The following is a 17,450-nucleotide window of genomic DNA, read 5'->3' on the forward strand; positions in this document are numbered from 1 at the left end:
TATGACCGAGGACGAGGAGGAACTTACCTACGCCGACGCGGGCGTGGACATCGGGGAGAGCGAGGCGGCGACAGCCGCCCTTCTGAACGCCGTCGGGAACGTCGTCGACACCGAGTACGCGGGGCTGCTCGACATCGGCGACCAGTACCTCGGGCTCGCCACGGACGGGGTCGGCACGAAACTGCTCGTCGCCGAGGCGCTCGGCGACTACTCCACCGTCGGTATCGACTGCATGGCGATGAACGCGAACGACCTCGTCGCAGCGGGCGTCGAACCCGTCGCCTTCGTCGACTACCTCGCGGTCGACGAGCCGAGCGAGGAGTTCGCCGAACAGGTCGGCGAAGGACTTGCCGAGGCGGCCAAGCGTGCAGGCGTCGCCCTCCTCGGCGGCGAGACCGCCGTCATGCCGGAGGTCGTCAACGGTCTGGACCTGGCGGGGACCTGTGCGGGAATCGCACCGAAGGACGCCGTGTTCGACGGCGAGGCGCAGGCCGGAGACAAACTCGTCGGCTGGCCTTCGTCCGGTATCCACTCGAACGGTCTTACGCTCGCCAGGAAGGCCATCACCCGCGAGTACGACTACAACGACCCGTTCCCCGCGGACCCCGACCGGACCGTCGGTGAGACCTTGCTCGAACCGACCCGCATCTACACCGACCTCCTCGAACCGATGCACGAGCACGGTGTCCACGCAGCCGCGCACGTCACCGGCGGCGGCTGGACCAACCTCCTGCGGATGGGCGAGCTCGAGTACGACGTTACCGACCCGTTCGGCGCGCAGTCCGTCTTCGGCCTCGTCCAGGACCTCGGGAACGTCTCGCCCGAGGAGATGTACCGCACCTTCAACATGGGGACCGGCTTCGTCGCCGCGGTCCCGGCCGAGGCGGCCGAGGCGCTGGCCGACGCGACGGAGGATGGAAAGATAATCGGCGAGGTTCGCGAGGGCGCGAGCGTCGAGATCCGCGGGCTGTCGCTGGACTGAGCCAGCGCTTCGGTTCCTACGGTTCGTCTCCGGGAAGCGCCCGCTTCAGGGACGTCATCACGGCTCCGCCTCCGACGACTGGGAGCCGAATCGGTAGAAGCGTGCCGACTCAGGAGAGTCGCGCAGCGATGTCCGCCTCGGTGATGATGCCGAGGGTCTCGCCACCCTCCGTGACCATGACCGCCTTGTAGTGGTCGAGCAGGTTCGAGACCTCCTCCAGCTTGGCCTCCTTGGAGACGGTCGGGAACGATTCGCTCATGTGCTCTCGAATCGGCTCGTCCTTCGCGTCCTCGTCGACGTGGACCAGGTCGGACTGGCTGATACTGCCGACGGGGATGCCGTCTTTGATGACCGCCAGCTGGGAGTAGGCGGCGTCCTCCATCTTGCGAACCGCCTCGCGGATGGGGTCGTCCGGCGCGACGCTGATGACCTCCTCGTGCATGAGGTCGCACGCACGGACGATGTCGCCTTCCGCCTCGTCGAGTGCGTTGACGATTCGGCGGAGCGTTGACAGTCGCGGGTCGACGTCACCGCCCTCTATGCGGGCGATGAGGGGCTGTGACACGCCTGCAGCGTCTGCGAGTGCGCTCTGGGTCAACCCCAGCTCGTTGCGGCGTTCACGAAGGTCCGCCGGGGTAGGAAGTTCCATGGATACGGATAACCCCGGGTTATAAAATAAGCTTTCGGCGTCCTACTGCTCTTCGTCCTCGGGGTCGCGGTTGACGACCTCGACGACCTTCAGGGGAACGTCGCGCAGTGCGCCGCCGACCTCGCTCTTCGCGATGCGCTTTGCGTGCTCCTCGCTGTCTGCGTTGAAGACCTCCATCTCGAGGACGAGTCCGACCAGCGCGGTGTCGGCCGCGATGTAGGCGGAGTCGAAGCCCTCGCCGCAGGCCGGACAGCCGGTGATTCCCACGTCGACCTCAACGTAGTCCTTCCCCTGGCTGTTTAGGCGCTTACCCGCCTCGCTCACCGCGACGCCGATGGCGTCGTCGATCTCTTTCACGTCACGAACCAACCAGGCTGCTTCCATCGCAACCAGATAATTGCTCATGCTTCGAACGCATGGGCCGAAGCAAGGCTTGCTTTGCGGTTCGGCCGTGCCGCCCCGCCCGACGTATTATTCTCATAACTTATCGAAACGAGGGAGGAATCTGAGCCATCAGGGACTGGAAACTCGCCCGGATTTCCGCCTCTGCTTGTGTTGGATGCAAAGTGGGATTGAATCGGCAGACAGCGTCGGGGTGAGTCGTGGTTGCACGCGAGAAACTTGGAGTAACAGCTATATACTCCTCTCCATTCAGGCCATCCTGAAGGCAGATGAAACACACGGCCATCCGCGCCGCCCTGTTCGCGCTGTACCAGCTCAGTATCGCTCTCGGCATCGTACTGATGCCGCTTGCACTCGCGATGCGCCGACTCGGCGTTTCGCTCCCGGTGGGCAGACTCGTCGAGTCGACCGCCGGCGCCTACGAACGTGCCACCGTGAACTGAACCCCGTTCGACAGACCTCCGACCATTCGTGCGGTTCACCTACCGACCCGCTGAGCCTACCGCTACGACCGTCCAACGAAGAGTCCGCTACGGGCCCGCGGCGGCAGCTACCTGCCCCAGAGCCGGAGTCGATGGAGCACCTCCAATCGGTCTCCATACCGCGGTTTAACGTCCCGTTCCGGACGCGCCGAACTGTTCACTCGGTGGGCTGAAGCCTCCCTTACACACCGTCTCAGCTCCCGTAACCCCCTGTTCGCCGAGTTGAAGTTCCCCATAGGTAACTCCTCTAATATCCTACAAAAGCCGACCCTCGGCGGACTCCGATTCCGGTGGGCCGGGGCACCATACAGATACCATGACGAACAAGACATCGAACAGCATCTCACGCCGCCAGGTTCTGGCGGGGCTCGGAACGATCGGCGTCGCATCCGCGGGTGCGGGCCTCGGCACGACAGCCTTCTTCGGCGACACGGAACGGCTCTCCGGCTGGTACGAAGCGGGTCGCGTCGACCTCATCCTCGACTACCGCTCGACGTACAAGCCGTGGGAGCGCTACGACCTCCAGATGGTCCCCGAGGACCAGCGCCCGGCTATCGTCGCCGACACCATGGGGATGACCTACGAGGTCGGTGCCGCACCAGCCATCCGCAACACGGAGACGGGCGAGGCGCTTTCGCACGAACAGTGGGGTCGGCTCGTCACCGGACTGACCGACGTTCCCGTCGCGTGTGACTTCGACGACCCGACCGACATCTCGGGCTCATTACCCGATGGCTTCGAGACCGTCAGCGACGGCACGTACCGGCCAGGCTACATCGACGGGCAGGACAACGGCGACTCGACGAAGACGGCGATGTTCGTCGACCTCGACGACATCAAGCCCTACGACGAGGGGGAGACCACGTTCAGTCTCCACCTCTGTGGCAACCCGTCGTACCTCACGGCACGCCTGCTCGAATCGATGGACCTGGAGAATCCCGACGGCTCCGAAGACCCGATCGAACCCGAGCGGGAGGCGGGCGAGCCCGCGGTCGGTGACCGAGACGCAGACCTCGAGGCGATCTGGAACGGTGGCGAACTCGGCGACTACATGTACGTCATCGTCTCGACCGACCCGGACTGCGACAACCTGACCCTGAACGATATCCTTGCTGCGCCTGACGAGGACGACCTCGGCGACGAGCAGGACGTCGACATCGACCCGGACTTCGGCGTCATCCGGGAGAACGTCCTCTACGCCGGCTCGCTGAAGGGCTGGATCCAGCTCCTCGACGATGGCTTCGAACTGCCCCCGTCAGGTGCCGGTGGAACCGGTGGAGCCACCAACGGAGTCCAGATACAGGCGGTCAACGGTGATTCGACCACCGTTGTCGCCCAGTACTGCGGGGCGTTCTCGCCGGGTGCGCAGGCACAGCAATGTCTGGGCTGCTTCGACGACGACTGTGAGGTCGTCGGCGAGGTGACCGACCTCTCCGGGTTCTGCTACACTGGTGACATCCCTGCGGATGCGACGCACGTGACGCTCAAGGCAGCGAACGGCTGCTACCTCGCGGCACTGGAGAGCGACACGGAAGAGGTCTGCATGCCCGACGACCCGGGTGTGGGAGCCAACCAGTACGGCGAGATCAGCAACGCCACGTTCTACAAGTGCGACGACGGCCCTGACTTCCCGCCGTCGGGCGAGCCCTCGCCCGGGGACTGCTTCAAGCCCGGCGCACACTGCTACGTCCTCGAGTGGTACCTGCCGTGCAGGGAGGTCGACGAGGTCGGTCGCGGTTTCCGCGAACTGCCCATCTACAACGCCATCGACCGGGACGGCAACCCCATCGAGGAGCAGGACGAGGACGGCGAGGGCGTCGACGGGGCGAACCGCCTCAGCTTCAACGACGAACTGCGACAGCGTGGCTTCGTGACCGAGAACGACGAGACCATCGACGTCAACGTGGCACAGACCGACTCGTGCCACTTCACCATCGAGTTCGAGGCGGAACAGTGCCGCCACAACTCGCGACCGAACGGGTCAAGCATTCCGGCCTAACCCAATCCGGTCTGACCCGATAGATTCGGAGACCGGCCGTCGTCGATGACGGCGGTTCTTCGGTATCCTCTACGCTCACGTCCGTGCCTCGTGTTCTTCTACTCCGGACGACTCGACGGACTCATTTTTATATGAACGCGCCGAACTCCCGCCCAATGAAGACCATCAAGGACAGCGTTCACGACCACATCGAGGTCGAGGGCGTCGCCAGGGACTTGCTGGACACCCCGGAGATGCAGCGGTTGCGACACATCAAACAGCTGGGAACCGTCTCTCTCGTCTATCCCTCCGCGAACCACACCCGGTTCGAACACTCGCTGGGCGTCTACCACCTCGCGTGCGAGGCGCTCGACCACCTCAGCGTCGAAGGCAAGCAGGCCGAGCGCGTCCGGGCGGCCGCGATGCTCCACGACGTCGGCCACGGGCCCTTCAGCCACAACCTGGAGGCGCTTACGCATCGGCGGACGGGCAAGTTCCACGACGACGTCCACGACCTGCTCGAGAAGGGCACGGTGGGCGACGTGCTCAGAGACCACGACCTCGAACCGTACCGCGTCGCCGACCTCGTGGCCGGAGACGGCCAGTTCGGCCAGATAGTCTCCGGCGAACTCGACGTCGACCGGATGGACTACCTCGTCCGCGACGCCCACCACACGGGCGTCCCCTACGGCACCATCGACCACGCGCGGCTCGTGCGCGAGCTCACCTTCGTCGACGGCCAGCTCGTCCTCGACGAGGGCAACGTTCAGACCGCAGAGAGTCTGCTCGTCGCCCGGGCTCTGATGACTCCGACCGTCTACAGTCATCACGTCGCCCGCATCTCGAAGGCGATGCTTCGACGCGCCTCTGAACGACTCCTCTCCGCCTCCGCCGTCTCGGCGGAAGCCCTCCGTCGGATGGACGACCACGACCTGCTGGTCTCCCTGCGGCGCTGCCGGCAGACCCACGACTTCGCCCGTCGCTTCGACCAGCGCGACCTGCTGAAGCGGGCCGTCTGGACCGAGCTGGACGACGTGCCACAGGAGCTGCTCGGCCTCGACCACGAGGACGTGCGGGGCTACGAACTGGAGATCGCGGACGAGGCCGGTATCGACGCCGACGACGTGGTGCTCGACATCCCCGGCAAACCGTCGATGACGGAATCCTCCTCGCGGGTACTCGTCGGCGGCGAGGTCCGGCGACTGGAGGAGCAGTCACCCCTCGTGGACGCACTCACTTCGGCACAGGTCGCCCAGTGGCGCCTCGGCGTCTACGCCCCGGAGGCCGCGACCGACGCCGTCGGCAGCGCGGCGGTCCGCGTGCTCGGCCTGGACATCGACGGCGCGCTCGTGAGCGAGGTTCGGGGCGGGCTCCACGCGACGCTCGACCAGTTCGCCGGCGAGGAGGGGGAGTGACATGGAGCTCGAAGGGACCATCCTCCGCGGCGAGTCGTTCGAACCGGTCGAGGGACGCGTCGTCGTCGATGACGGCGAGATAACGGCCGTCGAGGAGACGGAGACCGAGAGCGACGCCATCGTCTGTCCGGCGTTCGTCAACGCCCACACCCACATCGGCGACTCCATCGCGAAGGAGGCCGGTGGCGGCCTCTCGCTCGTCGAGCTGGTCGCCCCGCCGGACGGGCTGAAACACCGACTGCTTCGACAGGCGAGCTTCGAGGAACTCGTCGACGCGATGCACCGGTCGCTCCGGTTCATGCAGTCCGGCGGGACGGCGACCTGCATCGAATTCCGCGAAGGTGGCGTCGAAGGCGTCGAGGCAATCCGCGAGGCGGCGAAGGGGCTCGGCATCGACCCGGTCGTCCTCGGCCGCGAGACCGTCGACGCGATGGCGCACGAGGGTGCCGACGGTTTCGGTGCGTCAGGCGCGAACGACGCCGAATTCGGGACCGAGCGGGAGGCGACCCGCGAGGCGGGCAAGCTGTTCGCCATCCACGCCGGAGAGGGTGACTCCTCCGACATCGACCCGGCGATGGACCTCGACCCCGAATTCCTCGTTCACATGGTCCACCCCGAGCCGCGACACCTCGACCGCGTCGCCGAGGAAGGAACGCCCATCGCGGTCTGCCCGCGTTCGAACCTCGTCACCGGCGTCGGCCTGCCCCCCATCCGGGAGTGGCTCGACCGAACGACCGTCGCGCTCGGGACGGACAACGTGATGCTCAACTCGCCGTCGATGTTCCGCGAGATGGAGTTCACGGCGAAGCTCTGCGACGTGACCGCGACGGAGGTCCTGCGGATGGCGACGCTCTCTGGTGCGGAGCTCGCCGGGCTGAACTACGGCTGCATCGAGCCCGGGCGCGAGGCGAAGCTGCTCGTCCTCGACGGCGACTCCGACAACCTCGCCGGCGCCCACGACCCGGTCCGGGCGGTCGTCCGACGAGCGGGTGTCGACGACGTGAAGCAGGTCATCTGCTGAATCACGGCTCCAGTCCCCGGTCGTCGCGTACCCCGGCGCCGGCGGGGGATACAACTAAAGCCCACGGGAGACGTACGTGGTAGCATACCGCATGTACGACCGGATACTGGTGCCGACGGACGGGTCCGACGGGGTCGAACGCGCGATTCAGCACGCGGTCGACCTCGCCGCGGAGAACGGAGCGACCCTCCACGCGGTCTACGTCCTCAACTCGGCGAGCTACGGCGGCGTCCCCATGGAGACCTCCTGGGAGGGGCTACACGACATGCTCTCGCGGGAGGGTGAGCACGCCATCGATAGAGTCCGGACTCTCGCTGAGCCCCGGGACGTGCCCGTCGTCGCGACGATACTCGAGGGGTCTCCGAGCAAGGAGGTCGTCCGGTACGCCGAGGAGAACGACTGCGACCTCATCGTCATGGGGACCCACGGCCGTGGCGGCATCGACCGACTCCTTCTGGGCAGCGTCGCAGAGCGGGTCGTTCGGTCCTCGTCGGTGCCGGTTCTGACGGTGCAGGTGAAGGAGTAAAGGGAGCGACTGCGCCTCACTCGGCCGGCCGAAGGTGCTCGCAGTCGCCAGCACTCACCCGCTTCGTCCCGTCTTCGGTCTCGACGACGAGCGTCCCGGGGTGCTCGACGTCCACCGCCTCGCCGACCACGTCGCCGCCAGGCGTCTCGACGCGAACCCGCTGTCCGAGCGTGATGGCGTGCTCGCGCCACGCGGGGAGGATGGAGTCGAAGTCGGTGGAGAAGTCGTGGAAGTGTTCCAGCACGCGCTGGCAGAAGACCCGTCGGTCGGCCTCGCCAACCAGCTCCCTGACGCTCGTCGCCGTCTCGGGCAGGTCTTCGACGTCCACGTCGACGTTGACGCCGATGCCGACGACGACCCAGGAGACGCGGTCGGCCTCGCCCTCCATCTCAGTGAGGATGCCGGCGAGTTTCTTGTCAGCGTCACCGATGGGCACGAGGACGTCGTTCGGCCACTTGATGCCCGCCTCGACGCCGGCTTCACGTGCAGTCCTGGTGACGGCGACGGCCGCCGCGAGGGTGAGAAGTGGCACCTGCGCTGGTGGGACCTGCGGCCGGAGAAGTATCGACGCCCAGACCCCGCCCGAGGGTGCGTTCCAGACGCGGTTCAGCCGACCCCGGCCGCCGGTCTGTTCGTCCGCGACGACGACCACGTTCTCCGCGCCCTCCGCGGCGAGCTCACGGGCACGGCTGTTGGTCGAGGCGATGCTGTCGTGGTACTCGACGGTGTACGGCGCGTTCAGCCCGTGCTCGATCGCGAGTCCGCCGTACTCTGGGACGCCGGTGAGGATGTAGCCGTCGTCCGAACTCTCGACGGTGAACCCCTCCTCACGGAGGGCCTCGACGTGTTTCCACACGGCGGCCCGGGAGACGCCGAGCGAGTCGGCGAGGTCTGGCCCGGAGATGGGGCCGTCCTCGAGGGCCGCGAGGACGGCGCGTCGCGTCTCGTTCATGGCGTCGGGTAGGAAAGCGGGTGTCTTGAATCCGTCCGAACGGAGTCGGCGTGGGCGAGTACTGGCGTCGGTGTGGGCGAGTACTGGCGTCGATGGGGACGATTTACTCGCCGCGGATCTCGCGCAGCTTCGCGCGACCCGGTTCGACGAGCTCGTCCAGGTAGGTCGCCAGCGTGTTCTTCGCGTCCTGCGGGTGCAGTTCGCCCGATTCGAGGTCGGCCTCGAGGGAGGCGTAGTCGTCGTAGGTCAGGTCGCCGCCGTACTTGTCGGGGCGCTCGACGGTGACCGACTCGAAGCGCGGGAAGACGTGGTAGCGAAACAGTTCGAGCACGGGGTTGTGGCGCTCGTTGCCGTCCTCGTCGGGCTCCGGGTCCGCGGTCGGCGGGCAGAACGCCGAGTTGACCTTCTCTTGCAGCTCCTCGCTCGAGTCCTCCATCGAGATGGTGACGCCCTTCGAGGAGGACATCTTGCCCGAGCCGGTCGTGAGGTCGGCGACGATGGGCGTGTGGAGGCACGGCCGGGAGTCGTAGCCGAGCGCGGGAATCTCCTCGCGGTGGAGCATGTGGACCTTGCGCTGGTCCATCCCACCGATGGCGAGGTCGAGGTCGAGGTACTCGATGTCGAGCGCCTGCATCAGCGGGTAGACGACGTGGCTGACCTTCGCCGTCTCGCCCGACTGGAGCTCGGCCATCGCGCGCTGGGCGCGGTTGAGACTCGTGTTCAGTTCGAGCTCGTGGAGGTCGAGCACGTAGTCCTCGTCGAGTTCGAAGTCGCTCCCGTAGACGAATTCCGTCTGCTCCTCGTCGAGGCCGTAGGCGAGGAACTGGGCGCGCATCTGCTCGGCCGTCTCGCGGATCTCCTCGAAGGTACCCTTCCCGTTGAGGTAGGCGTGGACGTCGGCGAGCAGGATGACGACGTCCATCCCGGCCTCCTGCAGGTCGATGAGCTTGTTCGCGGTGAGCAGGTGGCCGAGGTGGAGGACGCCCGACGGCTCGTAGCCGACGTAGACGCGCTTGCCCTCGGGGTCGGCCGCGAGGTCTCGAACCTCCTCCTCTGTGATGACCTCCTCGGTGTTCCGAGTGATCAGGTCGTAGGTGTCCATACGGACACGATTTCGCCCGGAGGGTTTGAAGGTTTTCGACCTGTGTCAGGGGTTCAAAACGGCCTGAACACGGTCTCGACCGAGTCGCGCACCGACCCCGCGATGTGACCGCTCGCGGCGCCGAAGCCCGCGCCGATGCCGGAACCGACGGGTCCCAGCGGACTGCCGAGACTCGCGCCGATCGCTGCGCCCTTCTTCGCTCCCTCCTTCGCGTGACGGTTCTTGCGTAGACATGGCGGCTTGAGTGGATTCATCCCAGCAGGGCGGTTCGTGGCCGAAATATAAAAATACGGACCCGTCAGCCCTGGAGATGGACGGTCCACGCGACCAGCCGGAACCGGCCGACGGCGGCCGATAGCATCGACGTCAGTCGGTGACAGCCGTATCGCCGGAGGTATAAGCCGGTTCGACACCCTCCTTCGACCACGATGAACGCGCCAGCGCGACGAACGGAGTCGACCACGGTCCCGAAGCCGAGAGCCGTCCCGAAGCCGAGACCCTCCCTCGGCGGGGGAACGTAGATGGAGCTCGACCCGACCGAAATCGACGGCAGCCTGTACCGGACCCTCTCGGGTGCGGTCGTCCCGCGACCAATCGCCTGGGTCAGTACGACGAGCACCGACGGCGTCGACAACCTCGCGCCGTACTCGTTCTTCACCGTCGCGGCCATCGACCCACCCGTCCTCGCCTTCTCGCCGGTCGACGCCCCGGACGGCCTGAAGGACACGCCACGGAACGTCCGCGACACCGGAGAACTCGTCGTCAACGTCGTGACCGGAACGACGGTCGAGGCGATGAACGAGACGAGCGCGACCCTGCCGAGAGAGGAGAGCGAGTTCGACCACGCCGGCGTGACGCGAGCCGCGTCTACCCGCGTCGAGCCGCCCAGGGTCGACGAGTCACCGGTCGCCTTCGAGTGCGAACTGTACGAGATGCACGACGTGGGCTCCTCGACGCTGGTGCTCGCGGAGGTTGTCCACGTGCACGTCGACGACGAGGTCGTCACCGACGGGAAGCTCGACGTCGAGAAGCTGGACGCGGTCGGCCGCCTCGCGGGCTCGCTCTACGCCAGCACCGAGGACAGGTTCTCGCTGGAGCGTCCGCCCTGATACCCTCCTCCGTTCACGCTGAACTCGTCTCTGCGAGGAGGAGTCGTTCGATGTTGGCGAGCGCTCGCTGACAGACGGGAACGTAGAGCGCCCCGAACATCGGCACCTCGAACACGACACGACACCGTCCTGGTCCCAGATACTCCGCCCGATGGCCAGTCGCCCGGATTCCGCCGACGTCCCACGTCCACCGCTCCCCGTCGCAGAAGGTCACCTCGAAGGGGACCCAGAGGCCGCCGACCGTCCTGACGCGGCCGATGTCGCCGGTCGCGATGAACCGGTGGTCCAGGTCGACGGCCGTGACGCTCGGGCCCCAGTCGGGCCAGCGCGTCGTATCGGTCAATAGTTCCCAGGCGCGGTCCCGGTCGACTGCGAGGTCCGTCCCGACCTCGATGCGTCGACCATCTGGCGTGGAAGCCAGGCGTACCTGTGTCTGTTCGGACATATGGTATGGTGAGTCACGGCGATGGAAAAGCTTGCCGTGGAACCGCTAATTGTTAGCGATATTACAACGGTGGCCGGTATATTCAACAGGGGAGACTTCCTGGCTCTCGGTATCCAATGATAACCGTCGAGGACCTTCGCAAGGAGTACGACGGATTCGTCGCGGTCGACGGGAGTACCTTCGCCGTCGAGCGCGGCGAGGTCTTCGGCGTCGTCGGGCCGAACGGGGCCGGGAAGACGACGACGCTCAAGATGCTCGCCGGGCTCATCGAGCCGACGAGCGGGTACATCTCGGTCGCCGGGCAGGCAGCGGGCGACCCTGAGATGCGGCGGGAGCTCGGGTTCCTGCCCGAGGAGTCGCCGCTGTACGAGGAGATGACCGCGCAGTCCTATCTGGAGTTCTTCGCCGACCTCTACGACGTCCCGGGCGACGTCGCGAGAACGCGCATCTCGGACGCCCTCGACCGGCTCGACCTGGAGCATCGCGAGCGCCGCATCGGCGACATGTCGAAGGGGATGAAGCGGAAGGTCGCCATCGCCCGCTCGCTCGTCAACGACCCGGAGGTACTCATCTACGACGAGCCGGCGTCGGGGCTCGACCCGCTGACGACCAACTACATCATCGAGTTCACCGAACAGCTGGCCGACCAGGGCAAGACCATCGTCTTCTCCGCGCACAATCTCTACCACGTCGAGAGCATCTGCGACCGCATCATCATCATGAACCACGGCGAGATAATCGCCCGCGGCTCCATCGAAGAGATTCGGCGCGAACACGGCCGAACCACCTACCACGTGTTCACCGACGTCCGGGTCGATGGATGCGACCCAGCGGACGCGGCCCGCGACGGGGGTGACCGGCGGTTCGAGACCGTCGTCGGCGATATGGACGCGGTCGAATCGGTTCGTACCCAAGCGCAGGCCCGCGGCGGCGCGGTCGTGGACATCCAGACGCGGAACCCGAGTCTCGAGGACATCTTCCTCGACGTCGCCGGCGAGTCGCTGTCCAGCTCCCGTACGGCAGAGCGCGACCGGACAGTCCCGGAGGCCGACACGTGAGTCGGCGGGACGCCCTGCGCCAGTTCCTCTCGATACGCAAGACGCTCAGAATCGCCCGCTGGGAGGTCGAGAAGAGCGCCGGTTCGCTCGACAGGCGAACCCTGGTTCTCGCCGCCGTCCTCGTCGCTGTCGGGGCCATCGTCGGGCCCGCGGTCGTGGCGGACGGCGTCGGACTCTCCGACGGAATCTACCGGGTCGGCGTCGACGAGTCGTCCCCGTACTACGACGTGGTCCAGGAGAGCGACGAGTTCGTCGCCCGCCCGGCGGACGGGAGCGTCGCCGCGCTCAAGGCAGGCGAGATAGAGATTCTGATACCCGAACGAGGCCCACCCATCGCCCGCGACACTCGGAAGGGACGGGCGGCCTACGCGGCGTTCCGGACCGCCATCGAGTCGTACAACGACAGGGCGATGGCCCGCGAGGAGGACCCGTACGCGGCCTTCCCCGTCGCGGTCGAACTGACCTACGAGAGTCGAGCGAGCGACTCGGGCGTCCCGTCCGGCGGAGAAGGTGGGGCCGGGAACGGTGGCTCGGGTGCCGGTTCAGGGACCGGCGGTGCAGGCGACGGCGAGGGAACCGGCGGAAGCGCCGGTGCCGGCTCTGACCCCGCGGGCTCCGGTGACGACGGCCGGGTCAGGGCGCCGAACCTCGGCGGCTCCAGCATCGTCTCGGGGTCGACGAGCGGGACGCCCGGGAGCATCAGCCCGCCGTTCCCGTTCGCGTCGCTCGTGCTCGCGTTCCTGTTCATCGTCCCGATGAACTTCGTCATCCAGGCGTACGGGAGCACCATCGTCAACGAGCGGATCAACCGCCGTGGCGAGCTGTTGCTGGTCGCGCCCGTCTCCCGACGGGACATCATCGCGGGCAAGACGCTTCCGTACTTCGCGGCCCTGGTCCTCGTCACGACCGCCATCGCGGTCCTCATCGGCGGTTCACCGGTTTCGGTCGCGGCTATCCTCCCCATCGCCCTCCTGTTCCTCGCGTCGACCTTCGTCGGCGCGATGTTCGCACGGTCGTTCAAGGAGCTGACCTTCGTGACCATCACGGTCTCCGTCTTCTTGACCTCGTACGTGTTCGTCCCGGCCATCTTCACCGACGTGACGCCAATCGCGCTCATCTCGCCGCTGACTCTCGTCGTGATGGACCTGCAGGGCGAGGCCGTCGCGCTGGGCGAGTACGCCTTCTCGACGACGCCGTTCCTGCTCTCGGCACTGGTGCTGTTCACGCTCGGGGCGGGCACCTACCGCGAGGAGGATATGTTCAGCCAGCGCCCCGTCCTGCGGAAGGGGCTCGACGCCATCGCGACGCGGGTGCGGAGCAAGAAGAGCGTCTTCCTCGTGACGGTGGCCCTGCTCCCGTTCGTCTTCGTCGCCGAGTTGCTCGCCATCGCGCTGTTGTTCGTCGTGCCGCAGGCGCTCTCGGTGCCGGTGCTATTCGGCGTCATCGCCCTCATCGAGGAGACGGCGAAGAGCATCCACGTCTACGCCGGGTTCGAGTACAACCGATTCGAGCGCTCGCCGCGAACCGCGCTCGCCCTGGGGGTGACGAGCGGGGTCGCCTTCTTCCTCGCGGAGAAACTGACGTTGCTCGTCCAGCTGGTCCAGCTCCAGACGCTGGACCTCGGCGCCCGGGCGTATCCGGAGGCGGCGGCGACCGACCCGGTCGTCGTGGTCGGGCTGCTGTTGCTTCCGCTCGGGCTGCACACCGTGACGGCGAGCATCTCTGCGCTCGGAGCGCAGCACTCGAGACGAGCCTACGGCCTCGCCTTCGCCCTCGCCTGCATCGTTCACGTGGTCTACAACATGGGGGTGAGCCAGCTTGTCGCGTAAGCCGCCACGAGTCGGTTGCGACCCGGAGGATGGGACCGGTGCGGACAGCCACGGCGACGGTGGGTTCCGCGCCTCCTGGCGAGCCCGTGGCGCCATCGCGAAGCGAGAGCTCGCCTCCCTCCGGAGCGAGAAGACCATCGTCCTCGCGCTGCTCATCCAGCTGTTCGTGGCGTCGTTCTCGTCGTTCCTCGTCGTCGGGCTGGTCTCCCTGTACGACCCCGGCTCGGTCGAGGGGTACGAACTCGACATGGCCGTCACTGGCAACGCCTCCGAGGAGGTGCTCGCGGTCGTCGCCGACCAGCGCGGAATCGACCCGATACGGTACCGGTCGGCCGAAGACGCCCGTGCGGCGTTCCACAGCGACGACCCACGGAGACGGGTGGACGCGGTCCTGGTCGCAAGCTACAGCACGGGCGGGCGCGTCCAGGTGCAGGCGACCGTTCCGGACGAGAACCTCCGGACGACCATCGTCGTCGTGCAGGTCCGCGACACGTTGAATGCCCTCGAAGAGCGGCTCAGAGACGACTACAGCGGCCGTCTCGAACACGAGCCCGTCGACGTGCCACCGAAGCAGGGGTCGAGCCCGTACTTCGGGTTCACCTACACGGTGCTCGTGCCACTGCTTCTGTTCCTCCCGGTCTTCATCAGCGGCTCCATCGCAGTCGACTCCTTGACCGAGGAGATCCAGCGCGGCACGATGGAACTGCTCCGCGTCGCGCCGGTCTCGCTGGGTGACATCGTCGCCGCGAAGTTACTCGCGACGGCGAGTCTGGCACCGCTGCAGGCGATTCTCTGGCTCGCGTTGCTGTGGGTCAACGGGACGGCCGTCGAGAACTGGGGACTGCTCGTCGGGGTCGTCACCGGGCTCTCGTTCGCCGTCGTCGCGACCGGACTCTCCCTGTCCCTGCTCTCGACGGACCGGCGGCAGGCCCAGTTCCTCTACTCGACGGGCATCCTCGGCGCCATCACCCTCGCTGGCCTGCTCCCCGAACATCCGGCGAACACCATCGCCCGGCTGGCCATCGGAAGCCCCGGAACCGGGACGCTCCTGTTCGCCTGGGGGTACATGCTCCTCGGCGTGGTCACCTATCTCGGCCTGCGGGTCGGGATCGGCCGCGTCGACGCCGAGGCGCTGTAGCTGTCGCGGCCGTCGAACGAACGAGGACGAGCGGCCACGTTTTAGTCGACTCCTCACGTCGACCACGTCATGGAGTACACCACGCTGGGTGACACGGGGATGCAGGTCTCGCGTATCTGCCTCGGCTGCATGAGCTTCGGCTCGTCCGACTGGCGCGAGTGGGTGCTCGACGAGGACGAGGGCATCGAACTCGTCGAGCGCGCACTCGACCTCGGTATCAACTTCTTCGACACGGCGAACATGTACTCGAACGGCGAGTCAGAACGGGTGCTCGGGAAAGCGCTCGAGGGTCGCCGGGACGAGTGCGTCGTCGCGACGAAGGGCTACTTCCAGATGGACGAGGACGACCCGAACTCGGGCGGGCTCTCGCGCAAGGCCATCGAGCAGGAGCTCGAGAACTCGCTCGAGCGTCTCGGGATGGACACCGTGGACCTCTACCAGATACACCGCTGGGACGACGAGACGCCCATCGAGCAGACGATGCGGGCGCTCGACGACGCCGTCCGCCGCGGTCAGGTACGCTACCTCGGCGCGTCGTCGATGTGGGCCCACCAGTTCGCCGAAGCACAGCACACGAGCGACTCGCTCGGTCTCGACCGGTTCGTCACGATGCAGAACCACTACAACCTGCTCTACCGGGAGGAAGAGCGCGAGATGCTGCCGCTCTGTGCGAAGCAGGGCGTGGCAGTCATCCCGTGGTCGCCGCTCGCCCGCGGCTACCTGGCGCGGCCGCACGAGGAGTTCGACGCGACCGCTCGCGGGAAGTCGGACGAGCACGCACGCAACCATCCGTACTTCGAGGGTGGGGGACGCGAGGTGAACGAACGGGTGCAGGAACTCGCCGCGCAGGAGGACGCGACGATGGCACAGATCGCACTGGCCTGGGTGCTGTCGAAGGACGTCGTCGACGCCCCGATAGTCGGGACGACCAGCGTCGAACATCTCGAGGAAGCGGTCGCGGCGCTCGACATCGACCTCTCGGACTCCGACGTCGAGTGGCTCGAAGAGCCGTACGAGCCGGTTCCGGTCTCCGGCCACAGCTGAATCGATCACGGCGGTCAGACGGTCCGACCCACAGACATTGGCCGACGGGTTTGGTGGCTCGAGGCCCGACCGTGATACATGCTCCTCGACGACCCGTCGATACAGGTGACGACCCTCGGACCGGACGACGAAGAACCGGAGCTCGCGGTCGTCGGCGGTATCCACGGCGACGAGCCCGCCGGTGTCCGCGCGGTCAGAACCGTGCTGGAGACCGAACCAGCGCTCGAACGTCCGGTCAAGTTCGTCCTCGCGAACCCCGCTGCGGCGGAGGCACACCGCCGCTACCTCGACACCGACATGAACCGGACGTTCCCGGGGGACGCCGACGCCGACGCGAAAGAGGACCGGCTGGCCGCCCAGCTGGTCGACGAACTCGAAGACTGTCTCGTCCTCTCCATCCACACGACCCACTCCTGTGACGACCCGATCGCCTTCGTCGAACGGACGAACGAACACTCGACCACCCTCGCCGCGAATCTGCCGGTTCCGTACGTCGTCGACGAGTACGACACGGCGGACGGCGCGTTCGTCCACCACGCGGACGTGGTCAGCGTCGAGGCCGGCAAGCAGCTCTCGGACGATGCGACCGAGAACGCCATCGACCTCGTCAGAGCGTTCCTCCGCAGGACTGACGCCCTGCCCGATGACCCTCCCGAGTGCGACCCGGACTTCTACTCGATGCGCGAACCGGTGGACAAACCCGAGGAGAAAGACGAGTACGAACTGCTCGTCGACAACTTCTCGCAGGTCGACGCCGGCGAGACGTACGCCGAAGCCGGCGACGAGGAACTCGAAGCCGACGAGCCGTTCGTGCCCATCCTGATGTCCGAATGTGGCTACGAGGAGCGCTTCGGCTACCGTGGTGAACAGGTCGGCGAAACGCTGGAAGAGGCGCGTGAGAGCTGGGAGTCGAGGTGAGCATTCATACCCGATGACGCGGCAACCGTCGGCGTGACCTGAACGGTGCCGCGCGCAGGTCGAGGCTGGTGTGCGACGAACCGCGTGCGGTCGGACGTGCGTCGCCTGTTCGCCCGTATTCGCGGAGCCACGGCTCCGTGACGCTCTGAACCGGCTGCTTTAGGCCAACCAAAATCTATATGTCTCCAGCTGCGCCTACACTGATTCGATGAGTTCCCCATCGGTGGAATCCGAGGAGGAAGAGGTAGATTCGCCGGTCGTTCGAGCCAACCGCTCGTCGCCCGGAACCATCGTCTTCACGGAGGACGGTAACGCAGACGGCTGGATCGCGACGGACGTCATCACAGAGTGTCGCCGGTGACCGAATCGCACATTCAGCAAAAGAATCGACCGTAGAGCC

The 17,450-nt window shown here is 66.6% G+C and carries 19 protein-coding genes; 13 read left to right on the forward strand and 6 right to left on the reverse strand.

What is annotated here, in order from left to right:
• The first annotated feature begins 1 nt into the window (after nucleotide 1).
• Complete coding sequence (gene purM, locus ACSC1Y_RS01430; protein WP_435332780.1) at nucleotides 2-982, forward strand: phosphoribosylformylglycinamidine cyclo-ligase; 981 nt, start codon at nucleotides 2-4, stop codon at nucleotides 980-982.
• Between the two features lie 109 nt (nucleotides 983-1,091).
• Here purM and ACSC1Y_RS01435 read toward each other — a convergent pair whose 3' ends face one another.
• Together ACSC1Y_RS01435 and ACSC1Y_RS01440 are read right to left on the reverse strand one after the other, a co-directional pair.
• Complete coding sequence (locus ACSC1Y_RS01435; protein WP_435332781.1) at nucleotides 1,092-1,631, reverse strand: CBS domain-containing protein; 540 nt, start codon at nucleotides 1,629-1,631, stop codon at nucleotides 1,092-1,094.
• A gap of 42 nt (nucleotides 1,632-1,673) precedes the next feature.
• Nucleotides 1,674-2,036 carry a DUF555 domain-containing protein gene (locus ACSC1Y_RS01440; protein ID WP_435332782.1) on the reverse strand — a complete coding sequence of 121 codons (363 nt, stop codon included), beginning with the start codon at nucleotides 2,034-2,036 and terminating at the stop codon, nucleotides 1,674-1,676.
• Nucleotides 2,037-2,302: 266 nt separating this feature from the next.
• On the opposite strand from ACSC1Y_RS01440, the gene ACSC1Y_RS01445 reads away from it, so the two are divergent.
• From ACSC1Y_RS01445 to ACSC1Y_RS01465, 5 genes are all read left to right on the forward strand, one after another.
• Nucleotides 2,303-2,476, forward strand: a complete 174-nt coding sequence (locus tag ACSC1Y_RS01445) for a hypothetical protein (RefSeq protein WP_435332785.1) — start codon at nucleotides 2,303-2,305, stop codon at nucleotides 2,474-2,476.
• Between the two features lie 355 nt (nucleotides 2,477-2,831).
• Entirely contained in the window at nucleotides 2,832-4,514 is a 1,683-nt protein-coding gene (locus tag ACSC1Y_RS01450; protein ID WP_435332786.1) for a hypothetical protein, read from the forward strand.
• Nucleotides 4,515-4,669: 155 nt separating this feature from the next.
• Nucleotides 4,670-5,908, forward strand: a complete 1,239-nt coding sequence (locus ACSC1Y_RS01455) for an HD domain-containing protein (RefSeq protein ID WP_435332787.1) — start codon at nucleotides 4,670-4,672, stop codon at nucleotides 5,906-5,908.
• Nucleotide 5,909: 1 nt separating this feature from the next.
• Nucleotides 5,910-6,929, forward strand: coding sequence for an amidohydrolase family protein (locus tag ACSC1Y_RS01460; RefSeq protein ID WP_435332788.1), 1,020 nt, complete (start codon nucleotides 5,910-5,912; stop codon nucleotides 6,927-6,929).
• 91 nt (nucleotides 6,930-7,020) lie between these two features.
• Nucleotides 7,021-7,455: a universal stress protein gene (locus tag ACSC1Y_RS01465; RefSeq protein ID WP_435332789.1), complete on the forward strand. Its 435-nt coding sequence runs from the start codon at nucleotides 7,021-7,023 to the stop codon at nucleotides 7,453-7,455.
• A gap of 16 nt (nucleotides 7,456-7,471) precedes the next feature.
• Here ACSC1Y_RS01465 and ACSC1Y_RS01470 read toward each other — a convergent pair whose 3' ends face one another.
• The 3 genes from ACSC1Y_RS01470 to ACSC1Y_RS01480 form a co-directional block, all read right to left on the reverse strand.
• A complete protein-coding gene (locus ACSC1Y_RS01470) occupies nucleotides 7,472-8,407 on the reverse strand; it encodes a biotin--[acetyl-CoA-carboxylase] ligase (protein ID WP_435332790.1) in 936 nt (311 codons plus the stop codon).
• Between the two features lie 103 nt (nucleotides 8,408-8,510).
• Nucleotides 8,511-9,509, reverse strand: a complete 999-nt coding sequence (locus ACSC1Y_RS01475; RefSeq protein WP_435332791.1) for a tyrosine--tRNA ligase — start codon at nucleotides 9,507-9,509, stop codon at nucleotides 8,511-8,513.
• A 53-nt stretch (nucleotides 9,510-9,562) separates the two neighbouring features.
• Nucleotides 9,563-9,763, reverse strand: coding sequence for a hypothetical protein (locus tag ACSC1Y_RS01480; protein ID WP_435332792.1), 201 nt, complete (start codon nucleotides 9,761-9,763; stop codon nucleotides 9,563-9,565).
• A gap of 267 nt (nucleotides 9,764-10,030) precedes the next feature.
• Between ACSC1Y_RS01480 and ACSC1Y_RS01485 the strand changes: the two genes are divergently transcribed.
• Nucleotides 10,031-10,618: a flavin reductase family protein gene (locus ACSC1Y_RS01485; protein ID WP_435332793.1), complete on the forward strand. Its 588-nt coding sequence runs from the start codon at nucleotides 10,031-10,033 to the stop codon at nucleotides 10,616-10,618.
• Between the two features lie 13 nt (nucleotides 10,619-10,631).
• Here the strand turns inward: ACSC1Y_RS01485 and ACSC1Y_RS01490 are convergent, their stop codons facing one another.
• On the reverse strand, nucleotides 10,632-11,063 hold the full coding sequence (locus ACSC1Y_RS01490) for an SRPBCC family protein (RefSeq protein WP_435332794.1): 432 nt from the start codon (nucleotides 11,061-11,063) through the stop codon (nucleotides 10,632-10,634).
• A 116-nt stretch (nucleotides 11,064-11,179) separates the two neighbouring features.
• Here ACSC1Y_RS01490 and ACSC1Y_RS01495 point away from each other — a divergent pair, with 116 nt between their 5' ends.
• The 6 genes from ACSC1Y_RS01495 (at nucleotide 11,180) to ACSC1Y_RS01520 (ending at nucleotide 17,411) form a co-directional block, all read left to right on the forward strand.
• The gene (locus tag ACSC1Y_RS01495) at nucleotides 11,180-12,121 is read left to right on the forward strand and encodes an ABC transporter ATP-binding protein (RefSeq protein WP_435332797.1); all 942 of its coding nucleotides are present in this window, start codon (nucleotides 11,180-11,182) and stop codon (nucleotides 12,119-12,121) included.
• The gene (locus ACSC1Y_RS01500; protein ID WP_435332799.1) at nucleotides 12,118-13,950 is read left to right on the forward strand and encodes an ABC transporter permease; all 1,833 of its coding nucleotides are present in this window, start codon (nucleotides 12,118-12,120) and stop codon (nucleotides 13,948-13,950) included. The genes ACSC1Y_RS01495 and ACSC1Y_RS01500 overlap by 4 nt, the downstream gene beginning before the upstream one ends.
• Before the next feature lie 94 nt (nucleotides 13,951-14,044).
• Nucleotides 14,045-15,088, forward strand: a complete 1,044-nt coding sequence (locus ACSC1Y_RS01505) for an ABC transporter permease (RefSeq protein WP_435333167.1) — start codon at nucleotides 14,045-14,047, stop codon at nucleotides 15,086-15,088.
• Nucleotides 15,089-15,157: 69 nt separating this feature from the next.
• Entirely contained in the window at nucleotides 15,158-16,132 is a 975-nt protein-coding gene (locus ACSC1Y_RS01510; protein ID WP_435332801.1) for an aldo/keto reductase, read from the forward strand.
• A gap of 78 nt (nucleotides 16,133-16,210) precedes the next feature.
• Nucleotides 16,211-17,050 carry a M14 family metallopeptidase gene (locus ACSC1Y_RS01515; protein ID WP_435332802.1) on the forward strand — a complete coding sequence of 280 codons (840 nt, stop codon included), beginning with the start codon at nucleotides 16,211-16,213 and terminating at the stop codon, nucleotides 17,048-17,050.
• Between the two features lie 208 nt (nucleotides 17,051-17,258).
• The gene (locus tag ACSC1Y_RS01520) at nucleotides 17,259-17,411 is read left to right on the forward strand and encodes a hypothetical protein (RefSeq protein ID WP_435332804.1); all 153 of its coding nucleotides are present in this window, start codon (nucleotides 17,259-17,261) and stop codon (nucleotides 17,409-17,411) included.
• Nucleotides 17,412-17,450 lie beyond the last annotated feature (39 nt).

The sequence above is a fragment of the Haloarchaeobius lipolyticus genome (assembly GCF_051208015.1).
Classification (GTDB): Archaea; Halobacteriota; Halobacteria; order Halobacteriales; family Natrialbaceae; genus Haloarchaeobius.